This is a genomic window from Variovorax sp. Varisp36 (assembly GCF_047304235.1).
In the GTDB taxonomy this organism is placed as follows: domain Bacteria; phylum Pseudomonadota; class Gammaproteobacteria; order Burkholderiales; family Burkholderiaceae_C; genus Variovorax.
Map to the genome: position 1 here is coordinate 149,969 of NZ_JBGLYU010000005.1, position 22,882 is coordinate 172,850.

Here is a 22,882-nt window from a genome sequence, read left to right on the forward strand (position 1 = left end):
GATGAAGCAACAAGCCACGGGGGCCGATGCGTTCGCGCCCTTCCAGCAGGCAATGACCGAGGGATGGACCCAGGCGCTGGAAGCTTTCCGGCAGTCCGCCGCGCAAGGGGCTTCGGCCTTCAACGGCGGCGGCACGCCGCTATGGCAATTGCCGCAGGCCGCGAAGATGCCCGAGCTGCCAAAATTCTCCATCGACCCCGAAAAGCTCCAGTCCATCCAGCAGCAGTACATGGCGGAAGCCACCGAACTCTGGCGCCAGGGCTTCGGCGCCAAGCCCGAAGGCGACAAGCGCTTCGCTGGCGACGCCTGGGGCCGCAACCCGCTGTCGGCCTTCTCGGCGGCCGTGTACCTGCTCAATGGCCGCACCATGCTCGGCATGGCCGAGGCCATCGACGCCGACGAAAAGACCAAGGCGCGCCTGCGCTTCGCGGTCGAGCAATGGATGGCGGCCTCGTCGCCCAGCAACTCGCTGGCCTTCAATGCCGAAGCGCAGAAGAAGGCCATCGACACGCAGGGCGAGAGCATCGCCAAGGGCATCCAGAACCTGCTGCACGACATGAAGCAGGGCCACGTCAGCATGACCGACGAGAGCGCCTTCGAGGTGGGGCGCAACGTGGCCACCACCGAAGGCGCCGTGGTGTTCGAGAACGAGTTCTTCCAGCTGCTCGAATACAAGCCGCTCACCCCCAAGGTGTACGAGCGGCCGTTCCTGCTGGTGCCGCCGTGCATCAACAAGTTCTACATCCTCGACTTGCAGCCCGAGAACTCGCTGATCCGCTATGCGAACGAGCAGGGCCACCGCGTGTTCGTGGTGAGCTGGCGCAACCCCGACGAGTCGATGGACAAGGCCACCTGGGACGACTACATCGAGAACGCCGCCATCAAGGCGATCCACACGGTGCAGGAGATCAGCGGGAGCAACCAGATCAACACGCTGGGCTTCTGCGTGGGCGGCACCATCCTGAGCACCGCGCTGGCCGTGCTCGCGGCGCGCGGCGAGAAGCCGGCCGCATCGGTCACGCTGCTGACCACCTTCCTCGATTTCAGCGACACCGGCATCCTCGACATCTTCGTGGATGAGCAGATGGTGGCGTACCGCGAAATGCAGCTCGGCAAGGGCGGACTGCTGCCGGGCGGCGACCTGGCCTCGACCTTCAGCTTCCTGCGGCCCAACGACCTCGTGTGGAACTACGTGGTCGGCAACTACCTGAAGGGCGAGACCCCGCCTCCCTTCGACCTGCTGTACTGGAACAGCGACGCGACCAACCTGCCGGGCCCGTTCTATGCCTGGTACCTGCGCAACACGTACCACGAGAACAAGCTGGCCAAGCCGAATGCGCTGACGGTATGCGGGCAGAAGATCGACCTGGGCAACATCGACATCCCGGCCTACATCTACGGCTCGCGCGAAGACCACATCGTGCCCATCGGCGGCGCGTATGCTTCTACGCAACTGTTGCCGGGCAAGAAGCGTTTCGTGATGGGCGCCTCGGGCCACATCGCAGGCGTGATCAACCCGCCCGCCAAGAAAAAGCGCAGCCACTGGATCCGCGACGACGGCAAGTTCCCGAAGACGCAGGCCGAATGGCTCGCCGGCGCGCAGGAGCATCCCGGCAGCTGGTGGACCGACTGGGCACAATGGCTCAAGGGCCACGCGGGCAAACAGATCCCCGCGCCCAAGGCTTACGGCAACGGCAAGGCTTACAAGGCCATCGAGCCGGCGCCGGGCCGCTACGTCAAGGCTCGCGCCTGATCCCTCTCACCTCGAATTTCAGATCACTTCAACGGAGAACCTCATGGAAGACATCGTCATCGTTTCGGCTGCACGCACGGCGGTCGGCAAGTTCGGCGGCTCGCTCGCCGGCATTCCCGCCACCGAGCTGGGCGCCCTCGTGATCAAGGAAGTGATTGCCCGCGCGAACCTCACGGCCGAACAGGTCGGCGAGGCCATCATGGGCCAGGTGCTGGCGGCCGGCGCCGGCCAGAACCCCGCGCGCCAGGCGTGGCTCAAGAGCGGCGGCGCCAAGGAAACGCCGGCGCTCACCATCAACGCCGTGTGCGGCTCGGGCCTGAAGGCTGTGATGCTGGCGGCCCAGGCCGTGGCCACGGGCGACAGCGAGATCGTCATCGCCGGCGGCCAGGAAAACATGAGCGCAGCGCCCCACGTGCTGCCCAACTCGCGCAACGGCCAGCGCATGGGCGACTGGAAGATGGTCGACACCATGATCGTGGACGGCCTGTGGGACGTCTACAACCAGTACCACATGGGCATCACGGCCGAGAACGTGGCCAAGAAGTACGAAATCAGCCGCGCCGCGCAGGACGAGCTGGCCCTGGGCAGCCAGACCAAGGCCGCCGCCGCGCAGGACGCCGGCAAGTTCAAGGACGAGATCGTCGGCGTGAGCATTCCGCAGAAGAAGGGCGATCCCGTCGTCTTCGACAAGGACGAATTCATCAACCGCAAGACCAACGCCGAAGGCCTGGCCGGCCTGCGTCCCGCCTTCGACAAGGCCGGCGGCGTGACCGCGGGCAATGCCTCGGGCCTGAACGACGGGGCTGCCGCCGTGATGGTGATGACTGCCAAGAAAGCCGCCGCGCTCGGCCTGAAGCCGCTGGGCCGTATCGCCAGCTACGCCACCGCCGGCCTCGATCCGGCCATCATGGGCATGGGCCCGGTGCCTGCATCGACCAAGGCGCTGCAGCGCGCGGGCTGGAAGGCGGCCGACCTCGACCTGCTCGAGATCAACGAAGCCTTCGCCGCGCAGGCCTGCGCCGTGAACCGTGAAATGGGCTGGGACGTGAACAAGGTGAACGTCAACGGCGGCGCCATCGCCATCGGCCACCCCATCGGCGCGTCGGGCTGCCGCATCCTGGTGACGCTGCTGCACGAAATGCAGCGCCAGAACGCCAAGAAGGGCATTGCCTCGCTGTGCATCGGCGGGGGCATGGGCGTGGCGCTGACCATCGAGCGCTGATCCACAGCGTCCGGCGCGCCGTCGTGCCGCTCAGCGCGACATCGACGGGCGCTGCGCCATCGCAGCGCGCCAGCGCAGCAGCTCGGGGTGCTGTTCCCCGGGCTTGACCCGTACCACGCGGGCAAAGTCCACCGCCACCACGGCGGTGATGTCGGCCAGGCTGAACCGGTCGGTGGCGACGAACTCGCGGCCGGCCAGCCGTTCGTTCAGCGTCTCGAAGAAATGCTGTACACGTGCCAGCCCGCGCTGTGCCAGCTCGGGAATCTGCGCATAGTCCACAGGGCCGGGCAGCGCCCGATTGGCCATGGCCGGCGAACCGTTGCGCAGCGTCTCGGCAATGGCCAGCAGGCCTTCGAATTCGATGCGCCAGTTCCAGTTGGCGATCTCGGCCTTTTCCTTGGGCGTGCGGCCCATCAGCGGTGGCTCCGGGTAGCGGGCCTCCAGCCAGGCCGCGATGGCGGCGTTGTCGGTCAGCAGCCCGTCTTCCTCGGTGCGCAGCGCGGGCACCGTGCATTGCGGGTTGATCGCGCGGTAGGCTGCACCCAATTGCTCACCATGTGCCAGGTCGACCTGCACCGTTTCATGGGCAATGCCCTTTTCGGCAAGCAGGATGCGGGCGCGCCGCGGACTCGGCGCGGTGGCGCAGTCGTAGAGAATGATCATCGTCTGTCCAACTCCTGGAACTCATCGCATGAATGGCACGACAGCCTATACGCCGCCCACCGTCTGGTCCTGGGACAAGGAAAGCGGCGGCCGCTTCGCGAACATCAATCGCCCGATCGCGGGCGCCACGCACGAGAAGGACCTGCCGGTGGGGCGACATCCGCTGCAACTCTATTCGCTGGCAACGCCCAATGGCGTGAAAGTGACGGTGATGCTCGAAGAACTGCTGGCGCTCGGCCACACCGGCGCCGAGTACGACGCCTGGCTGATCCGCATCAGCGACGGCGACCAGTTCGGCAGCGGCTTCGTGGCGGTGAACCCGAATTCCAAGATCCCCGCGCTGATGGACCGCAGCGGCGCTACGCCCATCCGCGTGTTCGAGTCCGGCGCGATCCTGCAGTACCTGGCCGAGAAGTTCGGCAATGCCTTTCTGCCGACCGAGCGGGCAGCCCGCGCCGAATGCCTGTCGTGGTTGTTCTGGCAGATGGGCAGCGCGCCCTACCTGGGCGGCGGCTTCGGGCACTTCTATGCCTATGCGCCAACGAAGATCGAATACGCGATCGATCGCTTCGCCATGGAGACCAAACGCCAGCTCGACGTGCTCGACCGCCGGCTGGCCGAGAGCCGCTACCTGGCGGGCAGCGAGTACACCATTGCCGACATGGCCGTCTGGCCCTGGTACGGCACGCTCGCCAAGGGGCAGCTGTACGAGGCGGGCGAGTTCCTCCAGGTGGGCGAGTACAGGAACGTGCTGCGCTGGACCGACGAGATCGCGCAGCGCCCGGCGGTGCAGCGCGGCCGCATGGTCAATCGCGCCTGGGGCCAGCCTTCGAGCCAGCTGCACGAGCGCCACGATGCAGGCGACTTCGGGACCCGCACCCAGGACAAGCTCGAAACGGAACAGCGATGAGCGACAGGATCCTGGTCTTCTACGGTTCGTACCGTTCCGATCGCATGGGCGTGCGCCTGGCGGACTATGTCGTCTCCGGCCTTCGCGCGCGGGGCGACGATGTGGAGTTGGTGGACGCGAAGGTGGTCGACCTGCCCATGCTCGACCGCATGTACAAGGAATATCCCAGGGGCACCGCGCCGGCGGCGATGGAAGCGCTGGCCGAAAAGATCCGCACGGCCGATGCCTTCGTCTTCGTTACCGGCGAATACAACTGGGGTCCGCAGCCGGGCCTGAAGAACCTGACCGACCATTTTCTCGAAGAGTGGTTCTGGCGGCCCGCGGCCATCGCGAGCTATTCGGCGGGGCGCTTCTCGGGCGTGCGCTCGGGCACGGTGTGGCATTCGATCCTGTCGGAGATGGGCATGGTCGTCGTGTCGAGCACGCTCGCGGTTGGCCCGATCTCGCAGACGTTGGACGCGGCCGGCAAACCGACCGGGCCGGCGGGTGAATCGCTCGAGCGCTCGTTCGACCGCTTTGCGGACGACTTGGCGTGGTGGACCGAAGCGGCGCGTGCGCAACGTGGGCGCAAGGCACCGCCGTACTGAGCGGCAGGCCCGGCGAAGCACTTTGTTCACCGCCCATTTTTTGGGCAAAGTGATTAATTTCTTTGTAAAACAACAGCTTATGAGCCTTTTACAAGGCTCCCCATGAGTTATCCCCAAAGTTGTGCACTGAAAATGGGGACGACATCAGGTTTTCTTGATTCGGCCGTAAGTCACTGATCCGATAGGGCTTTCTGCCCTCCAGAAATTGGAGGAAAGTTCTCTTCATCGCCGTTTCCAGGCCCATCGGGACCGTTTTGCCCGCTCAGGTTGTTCACCGCCCAAATTTTGAGCAAACTAAGGATTACCCTTGTAAAACAATGACTTAAATCTGTTTTACAAGGCTCCTCGTGAGTTACCCCCAAAGTTGTCCACGGAAAATGGGGACGGGATCGGCTTGTTCGGCAATCGCCTGCAAGTCCTCTGTTTTTCGGGGGTGCCGCGCTCAGTTTTCTTCGGCCTGTTGTTCGGCGTAGTGCCGGCACAAGGTTTCGACCAGCGCCTGCGCATAGACCGGCAGCGCCGCCCGGTTCCGCACCAGCAGATACCGCTCGCGCACGCACCACGCATCGCTGAGATCGATCAGCGCGAGCTGCATGCTCTCCTGGTTGCGCCGCGCCGCCGACTCCGGCACCACGCCAATGCCCACGCCGCTGCCGATCATCCGGCACATCGCGTCGAAGCTGCCGAGCTGGATGCGCAGCTTCTGCCGCTTGCCGAGGTTGTCGGTGATCTGCGCCAGGAAGGTCTGCAGCGTGCTGCCCTGCTGCATGCCGATGGCATCCTCGTCGAGCGTCTCGGCGAAGGCGATCCTGCGGCGCTTCGCGAAGCGGTGCTTGCGCGATGTGACGAGCACAAGCCGGTCGGTGCTGAAGTGGATCGCCTCCAGGCCTAGCGTGTCGACGCGGCCTGCGACGATGCCAATGTCGGCGCGGCCGTCGAGCACGCCGCGCGGGATCTGAGCATTCGGTTTTTCCTGAAGGTCGACGTTGATGCGCGGGTTGTGCGCGAGGAAGCCGGGCAGGATTTCGGGCAGGAAATCGGTCACCGCCGTGGTGTTGGCGAACACGCGCAGGTGGCCGCGCAGCCCGCCGCCGTATTCGAGCAGGTCGGCGCGCAGCTGCTCGGTCTGGTGCAGCACGAGGCGCGCATGGTGCAGGAAGGCTTCGCCCGGCGGCAGCAGCCGCACGCCGCGGGCTTCTCGCTGCAACAGCTGAAGGCCCGCCTGTGTTTCCAGCGCCTTGATGCGCGCACTCGCGGCGGCCAGCGACAGGTGCTGGCGTTCGGCGGCCCGAGTGAGGTTGCCGAGTTCGGCCGTGGCCACGAACAGCCGCAGGTCGGTGAGATCGAAAAGCATGAGGCGATGTTATGCGCCGAGCCTTCGGAAATGCAGAAGGCTGGGTTCCGAAATCGCAGATTGCGCGCAGGAGGAGGGCGAACGACCATGCGGCCATGGAGACACCACACATGAGATTCCGCCTACGTGCGCTGCTGTCGCTGGCTGCGGCAGCGCTTCTGATCCCGACGGGCCCGGCGAGCGCCCAGCCGTATCCCTCGCGCCCCATCACATTGGTCGTGCCGCAGGCCGCCGGAGGCACCAACGACATCGTCGGGCGCCTCGTGGGCCAGAAGCTCGGCGAGGTGATGAACAGCGCCAGCGTGGTGGTCGACAACCGTCCCGGTGCGGGCGGCAACATCGGTACGCAGCTCGTCGCCAAGGGGCCGAAGGACGGCTACACGCTGCTCATGACCATCAGCAGCAGCCAGGCGATCAACCCGGCGCTGTACAGGAACCCGGGCTTCGACCCGGTAAAGGACTTCAAGCCCGTCGGCCTGATCGGCGCGGTGCCCAACGTGCTGCTGGTCAACCCCACCTTCCCGGCGAAGGACTTCGCGGAGTTCCTGAAGCTCGCACGGCAGAAGGGTGCCAACTACCAGTACGCCTCGGCCGGCAACGGCACGCTCAACCACCTGCTCGGCGAAATGCTCAACAGCATGGCCGGCATCTCGCTGCAGCACGTGCCGTACAAGGGCGTGGCGCCCGCGCTCAACGACGTGCTGGGCGGGCAACTGCCGATCGTGTTCGCGAGCCTGCCTTCTGCGCTCTCGCACATCAAGGCCGGCAAGCTGCGCGCGCTGGCCGTGAGCGGCGACAAGCGCTCGGCCGTGCTGCCCGACGTGCCGACCATCGCCGAGGCGGTGCCAGGCTACAACGGCACATTGTGGATCGGCCTGTTCGCACCCGCAGGCGTGCCGGCCGACGTGCTGGCGGCGCTGCAGGACGCCACGCGCAAGGCGCTCGCCTCGAAAGACCTGCGCGACAAGCTCGAACAGCAGGGCGTCGAGATCGCGGCGCCGACTTCTCCCGAGCAGTTCGCGGCGCTGTTGCAGGGCGATCTCGCAAAGTGGGCGCGCATCGTCAAGGCCTCCGGCGCTGCGGTCGACTGAAGGAAGCCCCATGAGCAACGACAACCGCACGGCGCCTTCCATGATCGACAGCGATGCGCTGGCCAGGCTGCAGGCCTGGCAGGGCCGCAGCGAAACGCTGGCCGACGACATTACCGCCGCACCCGTGCGCGCGCTCTCCGCGACGCTCGATCGCGACGATCCGCTGCCGCAGGCCGGTACGCGCCTGCCCGAGCTGTGGCACTGGCTCTACTTCCTGCCGCACCATCGCCAGTCCGAGATCGGCGACGACGGCCATGCGAAACGCGGCGGCTTCCTGCCGCCCGTGCCGCTGCCGCGCCGCATGTGGGCCGGCGGGCGGCTCAACTGGGAGGCGGGCAATCCGCTGCGGGTCGGCGACAAGGTGGAGCGCACCTCGACCATCGCCTCGGTCACGCACAAGGCGGGCCGCACCGGCGAACTGGTATTCGTGCTCGTGCGCCATGAGGTGCGCAACGAGCGCGGCCTCGCGCTGACCGAGGAGCACGACATCGTCTACCGCGCCGCCGCCGCGCCTGGCGAGAAGGCCCCGCCGCCCACGCCCGCGCCGAAAGACGCTGCCTTCAGCCGCGACATCGCGCCCGACGACGTGCTGCTGTTCCGCTACTCCGCGCTGACCTTCAATGGCCACCGCATCCACTACGACCGCCGCTACGTGACGCAGGTCGAGGGCTACCCGGGCCTGATCGTGCATGGCCCGCTGATCGCGACGCTGCTGGTCGACCTGCTTCGCCGCAACGTGCCGGGCGCGCTGCTCGCGCGCTTCGAATTTCGCGCCGTGCGCCCGACCTTCGACATCGCGCCGTTCCGCGTGCACGGCAAGCCGGGCGCCGATGGAAAGACATTCAGCCTCTGGGGCGAGGACGCCGACGGCTGGCTCACGATGCAGGCCACGGCCGTACTCGCCTGACAGGAGAAGGAACACATGACAAGACCCCTGGACGGCATCACCGTCATCTCGCTCGAACACGCGATTGCCGCACCGTTCTGCACCCGCCAGCTGGCCGACCTCGGCGCCCGGGTCATCAAGGTGGAGCGCCCCGAGGTAGGCGACTTCGCGCGGGCCTACGACGCCCGCGTGGCCGGCGAGGCCTCGCACTTCGTGTGGGTGAATCGCTCAAAGGAAAGCCTCACGCTCGACCTCAAGCAGCCCGCCGCGCTCGCGGTCCTGCAGGAGCTGCTGGCCGGCGCCGACGTGCTGGTGCAGAACCTTGCACCCGGGGCCTCGGCGCGCATGGGGCTCGGCGCCGAGGCGCTGCAGGCGAAGCATCCGCGGCTCATCGTCTGCGACATCTCGGGCTACGGCGAAGACGGCCCATACCGCGACAAGAAGGCCTACGACCTGCTGATCCAGAGCGAAGCCGGCTTCCTGTCGGTCACGGGCACGCCCAACGATCCGTGCAAGTCGGGCAACTCCATCGCCGACATCGCGGCGGGCATGTATGCGTACACCGGCATCCTCGCGGCGCTGCTGCAGCGCGGCAAGACCGGCAAGGGCTCGCACATCGACGTGTCGATGCTCGAATCGCTCGCCGAGTGGATGGGTTATCCGATGTACTACGCGTACGAAGGCGCGGCGCCGCCGCCACGCAGCGCCGCGTCGCACGCGACCATCTATCCCTATGGCCCGTTCCCCGCCGGCGATGGCGGCACGGTGATGCTGGGCCTGCAGAATGAACGCGAATGGCGCACCTTCTGCGAGAAGGTGCTGCTGCAGACCGGGCTCGCGGCCGATGCGCGCTTCGACAGCAATGCGCGGCGCAACGACAACCGCGAGGCTCTGCGCTCAATCATCGTCGAGACCTTCGGCGCGCTGAGCACCGCGCAGGTGCTGGAACGGCTCGACGCGGCGCAGATCGCCAACGCCCGCATGAACGACATGGCCGGGCTGTGGGCCCATCCGCAGTTGCAGGCACGCGAGCGCTGGCGGCAGGTGGGATCTCCGGCCGGAAACATCCCGGCCTTGCTGCCGGCCGGCCGGCAGAGCGCGTTCGACTACCGCATGGACCCGATCCCGGCGGTGGGCGAGCACTCCGACGCCATCCTGCGCAGCCTCGGCCGCAGCGAGGCGGACATCGCGGCGCTGCGCGAGGCGGGGGCGGTGTGAGCGTGCCATTGGCTCCGCTTGCTCTCGCGCGCGCCTTTCTCTTCGTGCCGGCCGACCGGCCCGAGCGCCATGCGCGGGCACTGGCGACCGGTGCGGGCGGCGTGATCGTCGATCTCGAAGACGCGGTGGCGCCCGAGCGCAAGGTGGCGGCGCGCGAGGCGCTCGCCGCCTCGTTCGCCAAGCTGCCCGAGATCGACCGGCAACGCCTGCTGGTGCGCATCAATGCCGCCGGCACGCCGTGGCATGAAGACGATTGCGCGCAGGTCGGCGCACTGGCGGCGCAAGGCTTGATTGCCGGCGTCGTGCTGCCCAAGGCGGAGCGCGCGGCTCATCTGTCCAGGATTGCGGAAGCCATCGGCCCGAAGAGCGTGCTGGTGCCGTTGATCGAGACGGCCGAAGGCGTGTCGGCGGCCGATGAGCTCGCGGCTGGCCCGCAGGTGCTGCGCCTGGCGTTCGGCAACCTGGATTTCCAGGCCGACCTCGGCCTGGCCTGCGATGCGGACGAAGCCGAACTCGTGCCGGTGCGCCTCGCGCTGCTGCTGGCCTCGCGCCGCGCCGGCCTGCCCGCGCCCATCGACGGCGTGACGCCCGACTGGCGCGATGCGCCAAGGCTTGCGGCCGACACCGCACGCGCCCGGCGCGGCGGCTTCGGCGCCAAGCTGTGCATCCACCCCGATCAGGTCGCGCCGGTGCACGCCGCGCTCGGCCCGAGCGCCGACGAAGTGGCATGGGCCCGTCGCGTGATCGATGCCGTGCGCGCAGCCGGCGGCGGAGTCGTCAGCCTGGACGGCCGCATGGTCGACGCGCCCGTGGTGCGCCTGGCCGAACGCCTGCTCGCGCTCGAACATCCGTAAATAAATAACCCCCAGAAGGAGACAGCGAAGTGACAGCAATGAAGACCTGGAAATCCAAGGCCCTGCTCGCGGCCGCGGCGAGCGCCTGCCTGCTCGCCTTTCAATCACCGGTGGCTGCACAGGCTGCGTGGCCCGACAAGCCCGTCACCCTGGTCGTGCCGTACTCGGCCGGCGGCCCGACGGACGTGGTGGCGCGCATGCTGGCCATTCCCATGGGCAAGTCGCTGGGCCAGACCGTGATCGTCGAGAACACGGTGGGCGCGGGCGGCACCATCGCGCCCACGCGGGTGGCCAAGGCGGCGCCCAACGGCTACACCATCCTGATCCATCACATGGGCATGGCCACCGCGCCCGCGCTCTACAAGAAGCTCAACTACGACCCGTTGAAAGATTTCGAATACATCGGCCAGGTGATGGACGTGCCGATGACGCTGCTGTCGCGCAAGGACTTCCCCGCCAACAACTACCAGGAGCTGCTGGCTTACGTGAAGGCCCACAAGGACAAGGTGACGCTGGCCAATGCGGGCGTGGGCGCGGTGTCGCAGCTGTGCGGCCTGCTGTTCATGAACCAGATCGGGGTGCAGCTGACCACCGTGCCCTACAAGGGCGCGGGCCCGGCGCTCAACGACCTCATGGGCGGGCAGGTCGACCTGCTGTGCGACCAGACCACGCAGACCGCGCCGGTCATCAAGGACGGCAATCGCGTGAAGGTGTTCGGCGTGACCACGCCCAGGCGGCTGTCGAGCATGCCGACCATTCCCACGCTCGACGAACAGGGGCTCAAGGGCTTTGAAGTGAAGGTGTGGCACGGCATCTACGCGCCCAAGGGCACGCCGCCCGCAGTGCTCGAGAAGCTCAACGTCGCCCTGCGCGCCGCGCTGCAGGACGACATGGTCAAGCACCGGCTGGCCGAACTCAGCTCGGAGATCGTGCCGCTCGACAAGCAGACGCCGGAAGGCCTGCGCACGCACCTCGCGTCGGAGATCGAGAAATGGGGCAAGGTGATCCGCGCAGCGGGCGTGCAGGCGGATTGAATCTCTCAGGCGGGCGGTGTCTGCGGCTGCGCCCGCAGCGTCTCGTCGAACAGCGCGAGCAGGTGGCGCGCGAACACCTCCATGTTCCTCGGACGGTCCGTGTCGCCGGTCTCGATAGTCCGGCTCACCGTGACCCCACCGACCACGGCGACGCACACGTGCCCCGGCGCATCGCCGTACGGACTGCCCGACGGGCCGGCCGCACCGCTTTCGGCGATGCCCCAAGTCGTGTGATGGGTGTCGCGCACCCGGCCTGCCACGAGCCGGGCGTAGGGCTCGGTTTCCCCGCGCATGCCGGCCATGTCTTCCGCGGTCAGGCCCAGCAGCGCGCGGCCGGCGCGCCGCGAATAGACGACCGCGCCGCCGCGGAAGTAGGCCGATGCACCGGGAATGGCGAGCAGGGCGGCAGACACGAGGCCGCCGGCCGAAGACTCGACGACCGACACCGTCTGGCCCCGCGCGCGCAGCGTTTCGCCGACGCGCGCGGCCAGGACGGACAGAAGTTCGGGCAGGGGAACGGCGCTCATGGCGTCTTGAAGGGCGTGCCCGGACGCGTCACGTAGGCCGGCGCGCGCTCGTGGCTCGCGGTACTGCCGTATACCGTATCCGCCGGGTAATACTCGGCCTGCAGCTGCACCCGGGCGGCGGCTTCATCGCCGGCGGTGTGGGCGATGAAGGCCAGCATCAGATCGGTACCGGCCGATACCCCCGCCGATGTCCAGACGTTGCCGTCCTGCACGAAGCGCTGCTCGACCACCTTCACGTCGCCCAGTGCGCGCAGGCGGTCCAGCGATCCCCAGTGCGTGGTAGCGGTCTTGCCCGAGAGCAGCCCGGCCGCGTGCAGCACGAAGGCGCCGGTGCATACCGACATCAGCGTTTGGCATCCCGGCGCCTGGTCGGCGAGGAAACGGGTCATTGCGGGATTGTCGACCTCGCGTCGCGTGCCCATGCCGCCGGGCACCAGCAGATGATCGAGCGGCGGGCAGTCAGCGAAGGACACGTGCGGGTTGATGGACAGCCCCTTGGCGCAGACCACCGGTTCGCGCTTTTCGGCCACGATCAGGCAATGCTCGGGACCGCCGGCCAGCTTGCTCCACATGGTGAGCATTTCCCAGGGGCCGACAAAGTCGAGTTCCTCGACCTCGGGGAAGACGATGATCCCGAAATTCATACTTTCGACTCCTTGGTAATAAGGTTGGCGATGACGCTTGCGCGAGAGCGTACAGATGCGAGGATAGAGCCCAGGCACGAAGGTCGCTTCGTGACAGCTGGTTGCAAGCTCGGCTCAGTGTTTTCCTCAGAGGACCACGGCTTGAAACTCGCTAGAGTGAAGGCGGCCGTTCAGGCTTTTGCTATGTACATAAAGGAAATCTCATGAGCAAGAAAGTTGCATATGTCACCGGGGGCATGGGTGGCATCGGAACTGCCATCTGCCAGCGTCTGCACAAGGACGGGTTCACCGTGGTCGCCGGATGCGGCCCCACGCGCGACCACGCCAAGTGGCTGGCCGAACAGAAAGCCGAAGGCTTCGAGTTCCATGCGTCGGTCGGCAATGTCGGCGACTGGCAATCCACCGTCGAGGCCTTCTCCGCCGCCAAGGCCGCGCACGGCCCGATCGACGTGCTGGTCAACAACGCCGGCATCACGCGGGACCGCATGTTCCTGAAGATGACGCCCGAGGACTGGAGCGCGGTGATCGAGACCAACCTCAACAGCATGTTCAACGTCACCAAGCAGGTGGTGGGCGACATGGTCGAGAAGGGCTGGGGCCGCATCATCAACATCAGCTCGGTCAACGGCGCCAAGGGCCAGGCGGGCCAGACCAACTACTCGGCGGCCAAGGCCGGCATGCACGGCTTCACCATGGCGCTGGCGCAGGAGCTGGCCAGCAAGGGCGTGACGGTCAACACCGTGAGCCCGGGCTACATCGGCACCGACATGGTCAAGGCCATCCGACAGGAAGTGCTCGACAAGATCGTCGCCACCATCCCGGTCAAGCGCCTGGGCGAACCGAGCGAAATCGCCTCGATCATCGCGTGGCTCGCCACCGACGAGGGCGGCTACAGCACGGGGGCCGACTTCTCGGTCAACGGCGGCCTGCACATGCACTGAGCATGCGGACCTGTACCTGATCGACAAGACCCGCTTCGGCGGGTTTTTTCATTTCATCGATTCGGGTTCCACGGATAGAAAGCGGCCGATATGCGTCCTACAGTTTCCAAACCCTCCGGAAGGCAAGCCATGGAAAGCACAACAATCACACCCGCCAGAAAGCTCCCGATCTACCGTTCCCTCTACGTGCAGGTGATCACCGCGGTGATCATCGGCGTGCTGCTCGGCTACTTCTACCCGGCGACGGGCGAGGCGATGAAGCCGCTGGGCGACGGCTTCATCAAGCTGATCAAGATGATCATCGCGCCGATCATCTTCTGCACGGTGGTGGTGGGCATCGCCGGCATGGAGGACATGAAGAAGGTAGGCAAGACCGGCGGGCTGGCGCTGCTGTACTTCGAGATCGTCAGCAGTATCGCGCTGCTGGTCGGCCTGGTGCTGGTGAACCTGCTCAAACCCGGCGCCGGCATGAACATCGACCCGGCCACGCTCGACACCAAGAGCATCGCGGCCTACACCGGCCCTGGCAAGATGACCGGCACGGTCGACTTCCTGCTCAACGTCATTCCGAGCACGGTGGTGGACGCCTTCGCCAAGGGCGAGATCCTGCAGGTGCTGCTGATCGCGGTGCTGTTCGGCTTCGCGCTGCACCGCTTCGGCGGCCGCGGCACGCTGGTGTTCGACGTGATCGAGAAAGGCTCGCACGTGCTCTTCGGCATCGTCAACTACATCATGAAGCTCGCGCCCATCGGCGCCTTCGGTGCGATGGCATTCACCATCGGCAAGTACGGCCTGGGCAGCCTGTTCTCGCTCGGCAAGCTGATGGGCACCTTCTACCTGACCTGCCTGCTGTTCATCTTCGTGGTGCTGGGGCTCATCGCGCGCTTCCACGGCTTCAGCATCTGGAAGTTCATCAAGTACATCAAGGAAGAGCTGCTGATCGTGCTGGGCACGTCGTCGAGCGAGTCGGTGCTGCCGCGCATGATGGAGAAGATGGAGAACCTGGGCGCCAACAAGACCTGCGTGGGCCTCGTCATTCCCACCGGCTACTCGTTCAATCTCGACGGCACGTCGATCTACCTGACCATGGCGGCCGTGTTCATCGCACAGGCCACCAACACGCCGATGACGCTCACGCAGGAGATCACCCTGCTGGCCGTGCTGCTGCTCACCTCGAAGGGCGCAGCCGGCGTCACGGGCAGCGGCTTCATCGTGCTGGCGGCCACGCTGTCGGCCGTGGGCCATGTGCCGGTGGCGGGCCTTGCGCTGATCCTGGGCATCGACCGCTTCATGTCGGAAGCCCGCGCGCTGACCAACCTGATCGGCAACGGCGTCGCCACCATCGTGGTGGCCAAGTGGACCCATGAGCTCGACGAGACACGGCTGCAGGCTGGACTCAACAACGAGAGCTGGGTCGAGGCGCAGGAACCCGAGGCGCTCGACGCGGCGCGCAGCAGCAAGATGGCTGGTTGAGGCTGAACTTTTTGCATATGTGATTCGGGGGTGCTCACGCCGACGGGGGACATTCGCGCAGGGGAGCACCCGGTGGCCTGTGCACGCCCCCCGAAGAAGAGTCCGAAAAAGAGCCCCTCAAAGAAGGCCGTGTGAAATAAAAGGCCAGACATCGTTCCTGCAGAATGCAGCGATGCCCCACAGCGTCTCCCTCATCAACACGATAGCCGCCGGCCTGGGGCTGGCGCTCGTGCTCGGGTTCCTGGCAGCCAGGCTGCGGCTGCCGGCGCTGGTCGGCTACCTGCTGGCCGGCGTGATCATCGGCCCGTTCACACCGGGCTTCGTGGCCGACGCAGGCATTGCCGCGCAGCTTGCCGAAATCGGCGTGATGCTGCTGATGTTCGGCGTCGGCCTTCATTTTTCCCTCGACGACCTGCTGGCCGTGCGCAAGATCGCGCTGCCCGGTGCGCTCGCGCAGATCGCCGTGGCCACGTTGCTCGGCGGCGGGCTCGCCCTGTGGTGGGGCTGGAGCCCCGGCGCGGCGCTGGTGTTCGGGCTGGCATTGTCGGTGGCCAGCACCGTCGTGCTGCTGCGCGCACTCGAAAGCCTGGGCATCCTCGATTCCTTCACCGGCCGCATCGCCGTCGGCTGGCTCGTGGTCGAAGACCTGGCCATGGTGCTGGTGCTCGTGCTGCTGCCGCCGCTGGCGGGCGCGCTGGGCGGCCAGAGCGCGCAGGCCGGGCCGGGCGATCCGCTGTGGCAGACGCTGGGCCTCACGCTGCTGCAGGTCGGCGGTTTCGTCGCGCTGATGCTGGTGGTCGGGCGGCGCGTGTTCCCGTGGATCCTCTGGCAGGTCGCGCGCACCGGCTCGCGCGAACTGTTCACGCTGTGCGTGGTGGCCGCCGCCGTGAGCATCGCCTTCGCCTCGGCGGCGCTGTTCGGCGTGTCCTTCGCGCTGGGTGCTTTCTTTGCCGGCATGGTGATGCGCGAGTCGCAGTTCGCCCATCGCGCGGCGCAGGAGTCGTTGCCGCTGCGCGATGCCTTCGCAGTGCTGTTCTTCGTGTCGGTCGGCATGCTGTTCGATCCCTCGGTGCTGATCGAGCGGCCGCTGCAGGTGTTGGCGGTGGTGCTCGTCATCGTGCTGGGCAAGTCGCTCGCGGCTTGCGCGCTGGTGCTGGTGTTCCGATACCCGCTGGGCACCGCGCTCACGGTGAGCGCCAGCCTCGCGCAGATCGGCGAGTTCTCGTTCATCCTGGCCGGGCTGGGCGTATCGCTGGGCCTGCTGCCGGTGGAAGGGCAGAGCCTGGTGCTGGCGGGCGCGCTGATCTCCATTGCCACCAACCCGCTGTGGTTCAGCCTGATCGTGCCGATGCAGAAGTGGCTGCACGCCCATTCCTCCTTCGCGCGCGGACTCGAATCGCGCGATGACCCGCTGGCCGAACTGCCCATGACCACCGAGGCGAAATACCTCTCGCGGCAGGTGGTGCTCGTGGGTTACGGCCGCGTGGGGCGCCGCATCGCGGCCGAACTCGACGCGCACGACATCCCGTATGTGGTGGCCGAGCAGAACCGCGAACTGGTCGAGAGGCTGCGCGAGGCCGGTACGCCGGCCGTGTGGGGCGACGCGGCCGATCCGGCCGTGCTGATCCAGGCGCACATCGCTCGTGCCCGCGTGCTGGTGGTGGCCACGCCCGACGCCATGAACGTGCGCCAGATGATGGAGACGGCCCGCACGCTCAACCCCACCATCCAGACCGTGATCCGCAGCCACAACGAGCAGGAGGCCCGGCTGCTCGCGCAGGAGACTTCCGCCACCGTGTTCCTGGGCGAACAGGAACTGGCCCAGGCCATGGCGCGCGACGTGGTCCAGCGGGCCGTGTCGATGGCCGTGCCGGCTTGACGCCCGTGCCGTCAGAGGTCTTCGATGACCAGCGTGCGGTATCGCTGGGCGATGGAATAGGGCACCGTGCGCACCAGTTCCATCAGGCGTTCGGCCGTCGCGCTGTCGCGGGTCCTGACCAGCAGGCCGGTGTGGCCTTCGTTCGCCAGCTTGGTATAGGCGCGTACGGTCGCGGCATCGGTGCCGGCGGACGGCAACGGATCGTCGGAGCTCTTCACGGTCGGGGTGATCTCGGCCAGCACCGTTTGCGCGGGAAGCAGGTAGACCTCGTCCCCACTCATGCCTTTTTCGATCAGGCGGTGACCGATGCGGTTGGCATCTTCTGCGCTCGGAAACATCACCATCGAGTAGCCGGTCGGGTAAAAGGCGCCGCCGATGCTCGACCGCATGTTCGGTTCAAGAGTGAAATGCTTCATGATGCCTCCTGGCTCTTTTGAGGTTCTTCGAAGATCCCTGACTACAACATTAGGCCGCGCGCGGGTCGGGCTCTGTAGGAGAACCCCGAAAGCACTGTCAACCGCATGCGTTCCCCGCCCATTCAGGACAGACCATCCCGTCACGCCCATTTCCATGTCCTTATCAAGAAACGTCGCACTCACCGTCCATGAACTGGAAGCGGGCGAGTTCTATTGGGTGCTGATGGAGGCGGTCGACGACACGCCGGGCGAAACCTCCCACGTCTACATGCCGCTGGAGGCCGCCCAGGATCCCTACGCCACCTACTCGAATGCGCTGGTGGCGGGCGTGGCCGTGCTGCGGCGGCTGTTCGGGCCCGACGGGAAGCCCGCCTGAAGTTCTCGGCGCAATGCGGCTTGCCGCAGGCCGTTCCCTATAATCCCGCCCGCCCTGGTGTGTCAGTTCTTATGAACTGACTTGCGCCAGGCAACACGGTTCGAAGGTGCCCCGCACGCCATGTGATGGCCACGGGGTTAAACGGGAAGCAGGTGCGCCGCGTCGATCTTGACGCGTCAATTCCTGCGCTGCCCCCGCAACGGTCGGCGGATCTGGAAACCCTCACGCCCATGCCTGCTTCCACGCAGGCATGGGCAGCCACTGCGCATCGGCGTGGGAAGGCGAGGGTTTCGGCCGCGGTGTGCAATCCAACAGCACACCGCGGCGCTCCGCGAGCCCGGATACCGGCCTTCGCAACCGCCTTCGGACGCTGCGGGAGTGCGTGTCCGGGCCTGCCGCCTCGCGCTCGCGCGGACCGCCGCAGTCCCTTCGCCTCTTCCGTTGCTTCCTCTATCGGTCGGGAGCCTGCGGGGACGCAGGTCGCAGGAGAGATCAAATGGGTCAGCAAGCATCGCCGGCGCGCGATTGCATGGGTACGCCGCTGCGTTGGGCGCGCCTTTCGGGTTTCTCATTGGGCTTGGGGCTGGCCTTCGGGCCTTCCGCCGGCTTCGCGCAATCGCCGGATGAAGCGGCCGGCAGCGGCCATGGTTTGAGGCCGGTGCAGGTCGAGGCCGAGCGGCACACGCCGCTGGCCATCGACGAACCCTCGTACACCGGCAGCCGCCTCGGCCTCTCTCCGCTGGAAACGCCGGCCAGCATCGAGGTGCTGACGGGCGACACCATCCGCGCGCGCGGCGACGTCTCGGTGATCGACGCCGCTACCCGCGCCACCGGCATCACCGGCTCGCCCGGCCCCGGCAACGGCGGCACCGCCATGGCCGCGCGCGGCTTCTCGGGCCACGGCTCGGTGATGCAGCTGTTCGACGGCACGCGCCTGTATGCGGGCGCGGGCACCGTCACCTTTCCGTTCGACACCTGGTCGGTCGATCGCATCGAGGTGCTGCGCGGCGCGGCCTCGGTGATGTACGGCGAGGGCGCCATCGGCGGCGCGATCAACGTGGTGCCCAGGAAGCCCACGCGCGGCCCGATCCGCAACGAGGCGCTCGTTACGCTCGGCTCCGACGCCACCCGCCAGGTGGCCTTCGGCAGCGGCGGGGCGATCGACGACAGGCTCTCGTACCGCTTCGACATCAGCCACCGCGCCACCGACGGTTTCATGCAGCGCGGGGAGGCCGAGAGCCTCGCCGTGGGCGCGGCCGTGCGGCTCGACGTGTCGCCGCAGCTGCAGTTCACGCTGTCGCACGACGAAGGCAGCCAGTCGCCGCAGCGCTACTACGGCGTGCCGCTGATCGACGGCCGCCTGGGCAGCCAGACGCTGCGCCAGAACTACAACGTGGACGACGCCGAGATCAAGTACCGCGACAAGTGGACCCGGCTCGACGCGCAGTGGACGCCCAACGATGCCGTCACCGTGCGCAACCAGCTCTACCGGCTGGAGAGCAAGCGCCACTGGCGCAACAGCGAAACCTACACCTACAACGCCGCCACGCGGCGCGTGACGCGCGGCGACTACCTGGAGATCGGCCACGACCAGGAGCAGATCGGCAACCGCACCGACGCCACCTTCAGGCATGGTCTGTTCGGCCTGGCCAACCAGGTGCTGGTGGGCTTCGATGCGAACCGCATCGACTTCATGCACACCAACGACTCGCCCTATGGCGGCCGCTCGGTGGTCGACCCCTTCGTCTTCAACCCCGGCTACTACGCTTCGCCCGTGGCCTACACGCCGCGCTACAAGACCAGGACCAGCACCTACGCCTTCTTCGCCGAGGACAAGCTGGCCTTCAACCAGCAGTGGTCGGTGGTGGGCAGCCTGCGCTGGGATCACGCGAAGATCGCGCGCACCGACCTGTTGAACGCCGCCAACAGCTTCGGCAAGACCTTCGAGTACGCCACCGGCCGACTCGGCGTGGTCTATGCGCCCGATGTGTCGCAGTCTTTCTATGCACAGGTGGCGCGCGCGGCCGATCCGCTGGGCTCGCTGGTCACGACCTCGACTTCGCAGGCGGCCTTCGACCTCAGCACCGGCAGGCAGGTCGAGGTCGGCTACAAGCGCCAGCTGGCCGACAACCGCGGTGCCTGGACGGTGGCGGCCTATCGCATCGAGAAGAGCAAGCTGCTCTCGCGCGACGCGACCGACCCGACCATCACCCAGCAGATCGGCAAGCAGTCGTCCGAAGGCGTCGAGGCCACGCTCGACCTGGCATTGACATCCACGCTGAGGCTCGAAGCCAACGTCGCCAAGCTGCGTGCGCGCTACGACGACTTCAATGAGCTGGTCGGCCAGTCGCTGGTCTCGCGCACGGGCAACACGCCCACAGGCGTGCCCGAGGAGGCAGCCAACCTGTGGCTCAACTGGCGCTTCATGCCGCAGTGGGAAGCCGAGTTCGGCGTGCGCTACGTCGGCCCGCGCCAGGCCGACACGGCCAACTCGCGCAAGATCGGTTCCTACACGGTGGCCGACGCAGGCGTGAGCTGGCAGGCGAACCCGTCGCTCAAGCTCGCGCTGCGCGCCTACAACCTGGCGGACCGGCGCTATCCGGTGTCGTTCTCGAACGGCGGCAACCAGTGGCTGCTGGGGCGGCCGCGCTCGTTCGAGCTGTCGGCGCTGGTCAACTTCTGAGCAGTGCCCTCATGACCTCTGCATGGCGCCGCGCCTGGCCGCGAATTCGGCACTGGCTCTACTGGACGCATCGATGGCTGGGCATCGGCGGCTGCCTGCTGTTCGCCATGTGGTTCGTCTCGGGCGTGGTGATGATGTACGTGGGATATCCCAACCTCACGGACGAAGAGCGGCTGGCGGGGCTCGCGCCGCTGCGCTTCGGGCAGGCGGCGGTGTCGCCCGCTGCCGCGCTCGATCGACTACCCCAGCCGCCGCGGCGCATGGTGCTGGAGATGCAGGGCGGCGACAGCCCCGAACCGGTGTGGCGCATCGTCGATGCGCGCGGCGGCCGGCACACCGTCTCGGCGCGCGACGGCCATGTGCCCGGCCCGGTCGATGCCGCGCAGGCCCAGGCCATCGCGCGAGCTTTCTCGGGCCGTGCCGGTGCGCACTGGGCGGAGACGCTGGAGCGCGACCAGTGGACCGTGCCGCAAGGCCTGGACCCGCTGCGCCCGCTGCACCGCATCGAGGTCGGCGACGCGGCCGGCACCGAGCTGTATGTGTCCTCGCGCAACGGCGAGGTGGTGCGCGACACCACGCGCTCGGAACGCTTGTGGAACTGGCTTGGCTCCGTGCCGCACTGGATCTACTTCACGCCGCTGCGCGCCGATCCGCCGCTGTGGCACGACGTGGTGGTGTGGCTGTCGGGGGCGTGCATCGTCTCGGCCGTGACGGGCATCGTCATCGGCATCCTGCGGGTGCGCTTGCGGCGGCGATTCCGCAACGGCGCAGTCACGCCGTACACCGGCTGGATGGCGTGGCACCACATTGCGGGGTTGATCGGTGGCTTCTTCGTGCTGACGTGGATCGTCAGCGGCTGGCTGTCGATGAACCCCAATGGCTGGTTCCAGCGCGGACCGGTCGATGCGGCGGTGATGGCGCGCTACACGGGCGCCGGCACATCGCCGTTCCCATGGCCACCGGCTTCGCTGCAGACCGGCGAGGGCGCTGCCGCACCGCGCGAAGCCGTGCCGTTGTGGTTCGACGGCAAGCCGCTGCTGCAGCTGCGCAATGCGCAGGCCCACGTTCGCGTGATCGACGCTGCCACTGGCGCGATTGCGTCGATAAGCCGCGAAGACATCCTGCGCGCCGCCCCGCGCCTGCGGCCCGGATCGGCCGTCACGCAGGCCACGCTCCAGACCCGCGAGGACTTCCATTGGTACGGCCACCACCGCGAGCGCATCGTGCCCGTATGGCGGCTTCAGTTCGACGACTCCGCGCGCAGCTGGATCTACATCGATCCCGCGAGCGGGCAGGTCGTCGGCAGCAACGACAGCAATTCGCGCCTGCGCCGCTGGCTCTTCAACGCGGCGCACAGCCTCGACTTTCCCTGGCTCATCCAGTACCGGCCGGCCTGGGACATCGTGATGTGGCTGCTGTCGATCATCGGCGCCGTGGCCTCCGCCAGCGGCGTGGTGATCGGCTGGCGGCGGTTGCTGCGCAAGCCTCGCTCGTCGGCCGCGCCGGGAGCGCAGCCCGTGCTTCGGCGTTCATGACAGGGGCTTGCGCGAGCCGGCCCATCCACCAACAATCAACTTTCGCACTGCGGTGCATTTCAGGAGGCGCTCGATGCACATCGAACCAGGTCTCGTCGACGGATCCAAGATTTTCCTCAGCTATGCGACGGCGGCAGCCGCTCTTGCCTACACCGGCAAGGTCGCGTTCCAGATGCTCATGAAGGACGGGCCCGCCGCGCTGGTGCTGCGCTCCGCCATCGCGGTGGCGCTGGTGTTCTGCTTCTTCGAGGTGTTCCCGCACCATCCGGTGGGCGTGTCCGAGGTGCACCTGATCCTGGGCACCACGCTGCTGTTGGTGTTCGGGCTGGCGCCCGCGGCCATCGGGCTGGCGGGCGGGCTGCTCGTGCAGGGCCTGTTCTTCGAGCCGCAGGATCTGCCGCAGTACGGCATGAACGTCACCACGCTGCTGGTGCCGCTGTTCGCCACTTCCGCGCTGGCCCGCCGGATCATTCCCGAAAAGCTGGCCTACGTGGACATCGGCTACCAGCAGGCCTTCAAGCTCTCGGTGGCCTACCAGGGCGGCATCGTGGTCTGGGTCGGCTTCTGGGCGCTGTACGGACGCGGTACCGGGCTCGAGAACCTGGGCCAGATCGCCAGCTTCGGCGCGGCCTACATGACCGTCGTGCTTGTCGAGCCGCTGGTCGACCTGGGTGTACTGGCCGCCGCCAAGGGCTGGCGCCGTTTGCAAGGGACGGCCTTCGTCGAGCGCCGCTTGTACAGCAGCGTCTGACCCAAGCCCGGCGCCATTGCCTCGAGCACGCCTCGGGGGAGCGGCGCATCCCCTGGAAAAATCCGAAGCAGGCGCGCCGCTGGGC

General features: G+C 67.2%; 21 protein-coding genes and 1 riboswitch. Of the genes, 16 read left to right on the top strand and 5 right to left on the bottom strand.

The window, feature by feature from the left end:
* Nucleotide 1: 1 nt before the first annotated feature.
* Complete coding sequence (gene phaC / locus ACCD11_RS05280; protein WP_007833098.1) at nt 2-1,753, top strand: class I poly(R)-hydroxyalkanoic acid synthase; 1,752 nt, start codon at nt 2-4, stop codon at nt 1,751-1,753.
* A gap of 43 nt (nt 1,754-1,796) precedes the next feature.
* Nucleotides 1,797-2,975: an acetyl-CoA C-acetyltransferase gene (locus tag ACCD11_RS05285; RefSeq protein WP_007833100.1), complete on the top strand. Its 1,179-nt coding sequence runs from the start codon at nt 1,797-1,799 to the stop codon at nt 2,973-2,975.
* Nucleotides 2,976-3,005: 30 nt separating this feature from the next.
* Here the strand turns inward: ACCD11_RS05285 and ACCD11_RS05290 are convergent, their stop codons facing one another.
* Entirely contained in the window at nt 3,006-3,638 is a 633-nt protein-coding gene (locus ACCD11_RS05290; protein WP_413312766.1) for a glutathione S-transferase family protein, read from the bottom strand.
* A gap of 28 nt (nt 3,639-3,666) precedes the next feature.
* Between ACCD11_RS05290 and yghU the strand changes: the two genes are divergently transcribed.
* Both yghU and ACCD11_RS05300 read left to right on the top strand, forming a co-directional pair.
* Nucleotides 3,667-4,548: a glutathione-dependent disulfide-bond oxidoreductase gene (gene yghU, locus ACCD11_RS05295; RefSeq protein ID WP_413312768.1), complete on the top strand. Its 882-nt coding sequence runs from the start codon at nt 3,667-3,669 to the stop codon at nt 4,546-4,548.
* On the top strand, nt 4,545-5,135 hold the full coding sequence (locus ACCD11_RS05300) for an NADPH-dependent FMN reductase (protein ID WP_413312770.1): 591 nt from the start codon (nt 4,545-4,547) through the stop codon (nt 5,133-5,135). The genes yghU and ACCD11_RS05300 overlap by 4 nt, the downstream gene beginning before the upstream one ends.
* Nucleotides 5,136-5,577: 442 nt before the next feature.
* On the opposite strand, the gene ACCD11_RS05305 is transcribed toward ACCD11_RS05300, so the two are convergent.
* The gene (locus tag ACCD11_RS05305; protein ID WP_056599545.1) at nt 5,578-6,489 is read right to left on the bottom strand and encodes a LysR family transcriptional regulator; all 912 of its coding nucleotides are present in this window, start codon (nt 6,487-6,489) and stop codon (nt 5,578-5,580) included.
* 110 nt (nt 6,490-6,599) lie between these two features.
* Between ACCD11_RS05305 and ACCD11_RS05310 the strand changes: the two genes are divergently transcribed.
* Genes ACCD11_RS05310 through ACCD11_RS05330 form a run of 5 tightly spaced genes read left to right on the top strand, consistent with a single transcriptional unit; the run spans nt 6,600 to nt 11,572 of the window.
* Entirely contained in the window at nt 6,600-7,580 is a 981-nt protein-coding gene (locus tag ACCD11_RS05310; RefSeq protein WP_413312772.1) for a tripartite tricarboxylate transporter substrate binding protein, read from the top strand.
* Nucleotides 7,581-7,590: 10 nt separating this feature from the next.
* Complete coding sequence (locus ACCD11_RS05315) at nt 7,591-8,487, top strand: MaoC family dehydratase N-terminal domain-containing protein (protein WP_413312774.1); 897 nt, start codon at nt 7,591-7,593, stop codon at nt 8,485-8,487.
* A 15-nt stretch (nt 8,488-8,502) separates the two neighbouring features.
* Nucleotides 8,503-9,684, top strand: coding sequence for a CaiB/BaiF CoA transferase family protein (locus ACCD11_RS05320; RefSeq protein ID WP_413312776.1), 1,182 nt, complete (start codon nt 8,503-8,505; stop codon nt 9,682-9,684).
* Nucleotides 9,685-9,686: 2 nt separating this feature from the next.
* On the top strand, nt 9,687-10,538 hold the full coding sequence (locus ACCD11_RS05325; protein ID WP_413312805.1) for an HpcH/HpaI aldolase/citrate lyase family protein: 852 nt from the start codon (nt 9,687-9,689) through the stop codon (nt 10,536-10,538).
* A gap of 38 nt (nt 10,539-10,576) precedes the next feature.
* Complete coding sequence (locus ACCD11_RS05330; RefSeq protein WP_413312778.1) at nt 10,577-11,572, top strand: tripartite tricarboxylate transporter substrate-binding protein; 996 nt, start codon at nt 10,577-10,579, stop codon at nt 11,570-11,572.
* Nucleotides 11,573-11,577: 5 nt separating this feature from the next.
* Here ACCD11_RS05330 and ACCD11_RS05335 read toward each other — a convergent pair whose 3' ends face one another.
* The gene (locus tag ACCD11_RS05335; RefSeq protein ID WP_007833116.1) at nt 11,578-12,099 is read right to left on the bottom strand and encodes a CinA family protein; all 522 of its coding nucleotides are present in this window, start codon (nt 12,097-12,099) and stop codon (nt 11,578-11,580) included.
* Nucleotides 12,096-12,743 carry a DJ-1/PfpI family protein gene (locus ACCD11_RS05340; RefSeq protein WP_007833117.1) on the bottom strand — a complete coding sequence of 216 codons (648 nt, stop codon included), beginning with the start codon at nt 12,741-12,743 and terminating at the stop codon, nt 12,096-12,098. Before ACCD11_RS05340 ends, ACCD11_RS05335 begins: the two co-directional genes overlap by 4 nt.
* 203 nt (nt 12,744-12,946) lie before the next feature.
* On the opposite strand from ACCD11_RS05340, the gene phbB reads away from it, so the two are divergent.
* The 3 genes from phbB to ybaL all read left to right on the top strand — a co-directional run bounded on the left by phbB (nt 12,947) and on the right by ybaL (nt 17,036).
* Nucleotides 12,947-13,684, top strand: coding sequence for an acetoacetyl-CoA reductase (gene phbB, locus ACCD11_RS05345; RefSeq protein WP_007833119.1), 738 nt, complete (start codon nt 12,947-12,949; stop codon nt 13,682-13,684).
* A 129-nt stretch (nt 13,685-13,813) separates the two neighbouring features.
* Entirely contained in the window at nt 13,814-15,157 is a 1,344-nt protein-coding gene (locus tag ACCD11_RS05350) for a dicarboxylate/amino acid:cation symporter (protein WP_413312781.1), read from the top strand.
* Between the two features lie 172 nt (nt 15,158-15,329).
* Nucleotides 15,330-17,036 (top strand): YbaL family putative K(+) efflux transporter, encoded by a 1,707-nt coding sequence (gene ybaL / locus ACCD11_RS05355; protein WP_413312782.1) that lies wholly within the window; start codon nt 15,330-15,332, stop codon nt 17,034-17,036.
* Nucleotides 17,037-17,047: 11 nt separating this feature from the next.
* Here ybaL and ACCD11_RS05360 read toward each other — a convergent pair whose 3' ends face one another.
* Nucleotides 17,048-17,452: a hypothetical protein gene (locus tag ACCD11_RS05360; RefSeq protein ID WP_413312784.1), complete on the bottom strand. Its 405-nt coding sequence runs from the start codon at nt 17,450-17,452 to the stop codon at nt 17,048-17,050.
* A gap of 154 nt (nt 17,453-17,606) precedes the next feature.
* Here ACCD11_RS05360 and ACCD11_RS05365 point away from each other — a divergent pair, with 154 nt between their 5' ends.
* From ACCD11_RS05365 to ACCD11_RS05380, 4 genes are all read left to right on the top strand, one after another.
* Nucleotides 17,607-17,828 carry a hypothetical protein gene (locus ACCD11_RS05365; protein WP_007839105.1) on the top strand — a complete coding sequence of 74 codons (222 nt, stop codon included), beginning with the start codon at nt 17,607-17,609 and terminating at the stop codon, nt 17,826-17,828.
* Between the two features lie 87 nt (nt 17,829-17,915).
* Nucleotides 17,916-18,196: riboswitch (cobalamin riboswitch) on the top strand.
* A gap of 128 nt (nt 18,197-18,324) precedes the next feature.
* Nucleotides 18,325-20,511, top strand: coding sequence for a TonB-dependent receptor (locus ACCD11_RS05370; protein ID WP_413312786.1), 2,187 nt, complete (start codon nt 18,325-18,327; stop codon nt 20,509-20,511).
* Between the two features lie 11 nt (nt 20,512-20,522).
* Entirely contained in the window at nt 20,523-22,046 is a 1,524-nt protein-coding gene (locus tag ACCD11_RS05375; protein WP_413312788.1) for a PepSY domain-containing protein, read from the top strand.
* A 73-nt stretch (nt 22,047-22,119) separates the two neighbouring features.
* Nucleotides 22,120-22,797 (top strand): energy-coupling factor ABC transporter permease, encoded by a 678-nt coding sequence (locus ACCD11_RS05380; protein WP_413312789.1) that lies wholly within the window; start codon nt 22,120-22,122, stop codon nt 22,795-22,797.
* Nucleotides 22,798-22,882: the final 85 nt, after the last annotated feature.

Coding starts and splice junctions, on each gene's coding strand:
- ACCD11_RS05365 (WP_007839105.1), top strand. CDS start 17,607: ATGTCCTTATCAAGAAACGTCGCACTCACCGTCCATGAACTGGAAGCG.
- ybaL (WP_413312782.1), top strand. CDS start 15,330: ATGCCCCACAGCGTCTCCCTCATCAACACGATAGCCGCCGGCCTGGGG.
- ACCD11_RS05360 (WP_413312784.1), bottom strand. CDS start 17,452: ATGAAGCATTTCACTCTTGAACCGAACATGCGGTCGAGCATCGGCGGC.
- ACCD11_RS05375 (WP_413312788.1), top strand. CDS start 20,523: ATGACCTCTGCATGGCGCCGCGCCTGGCCGCGAATTCGGCACTGGCTC.
- ACCD11_RS05315 (WP_413312774.1), top strand. CDS start 7,591: ATGAGCAACGACAACCGCACGGCGCCTTCCATGATCGACAGCGATGCG.
- ACCD11_RS05290 (WP_413312766.1), bottom strand. CDS start 3,638: ATGATCATTCTCTACGACTGCGCCACCGCGCCGAGTCCGCGGCGCGCC.
- phbB (WP_007833119.1), top strand. CDS start 12,947: ATGAGCAAGAAAGTTGCATATGTCACCGGGGGCATGGGTGGCATCGGA.
- ACCD11_RS05330 (WP_413312778.1), top strand. CDS start 10,577: ATGAAGACCTGGAAATCCAAGGCCCTGCTCGCGGCCGCGGCGAGCGCC.
- ACCD11_RS05335 (WP_007833116.1), bottom strand. CDS start 12,099: ATGAGCGCCGTTCCCCTGCCCGAACTTCTGTCCGTCCTGGCCGCGCGC.
- ACCD11_RS05350 (WP_413312781.1), top strand. CDS start 13,814: ATGGAAAGCACAACAATCACACCCGCCAGAAAGCTCCCGATCTACCGT.
- ACCD11_RS05320 (WP_413312776.1), top strand. CDS start 8,503: ATGACAAGACCCCTGGACGGCATCACCGTCATCTCGCTCGAACACGCG.
- ACCD11_RS05310 (WP_413312772.1), top strand. CDS start 6,600: ATGAGATTCCGCCTACGTGCGCTGCTGTCGCTGGCTGCGGCAGCGCTT.
- ACCD11_RS05285 (WP_007833100.1), top strand. CDS start 1,797: ATGGAAGACATCGTCATCGTTTCGGCTGCACGCACGGCGGTCGGCAAG.
- phaC (WP_007833098.1), top strand. CDS start 2: ATGAAGCAACAAGCCACGGGGGCCGATGCGTTCGCGCCCTTCCAGCAG.
- ACCD11_RS05340 (WP_007833117.1), bottom strand. CDS start 12,743: ATGAATTTCGGGATCATCGTCTTCCCCGAGGTCGAGGAACTCGACTTT.
- ACCD11_RS05305 (WP_056599545.1), bottom strand. CDS start 6,489: ATGCTTTTCGATCTCACCGACCTGCGGCTGTTCGTGGCCACGGCCGAA.
- ACCD11_RS05300 (WP_413312770.1), top strand. CDS start 4,545: ATGAGCGACAGGATCCTGGTCTTCTACGGTTCGTACCGTTCCGATCGC.
- ACCD11_RS05380 (WP_413312789.1), top strand. CDS start 22,120: ATGCACATCGAACCAGGTCTCGTCGACGGATCCAAGATTTTCCTCAGC.
- yghU (WP_413312768.1), top strand. CDS start 3,667: ATGAATGGCACGACAGCCTATACGCCGCCCACCGTCTGGTCCTGGGAC.
- ACCD11_RS05370 (WP_413312786.1), top strand. CDS start 18,325: ATGGGTCAGCAAGCATCGCCGGCGCGCGATTGCATGGGTACGCCGCTG.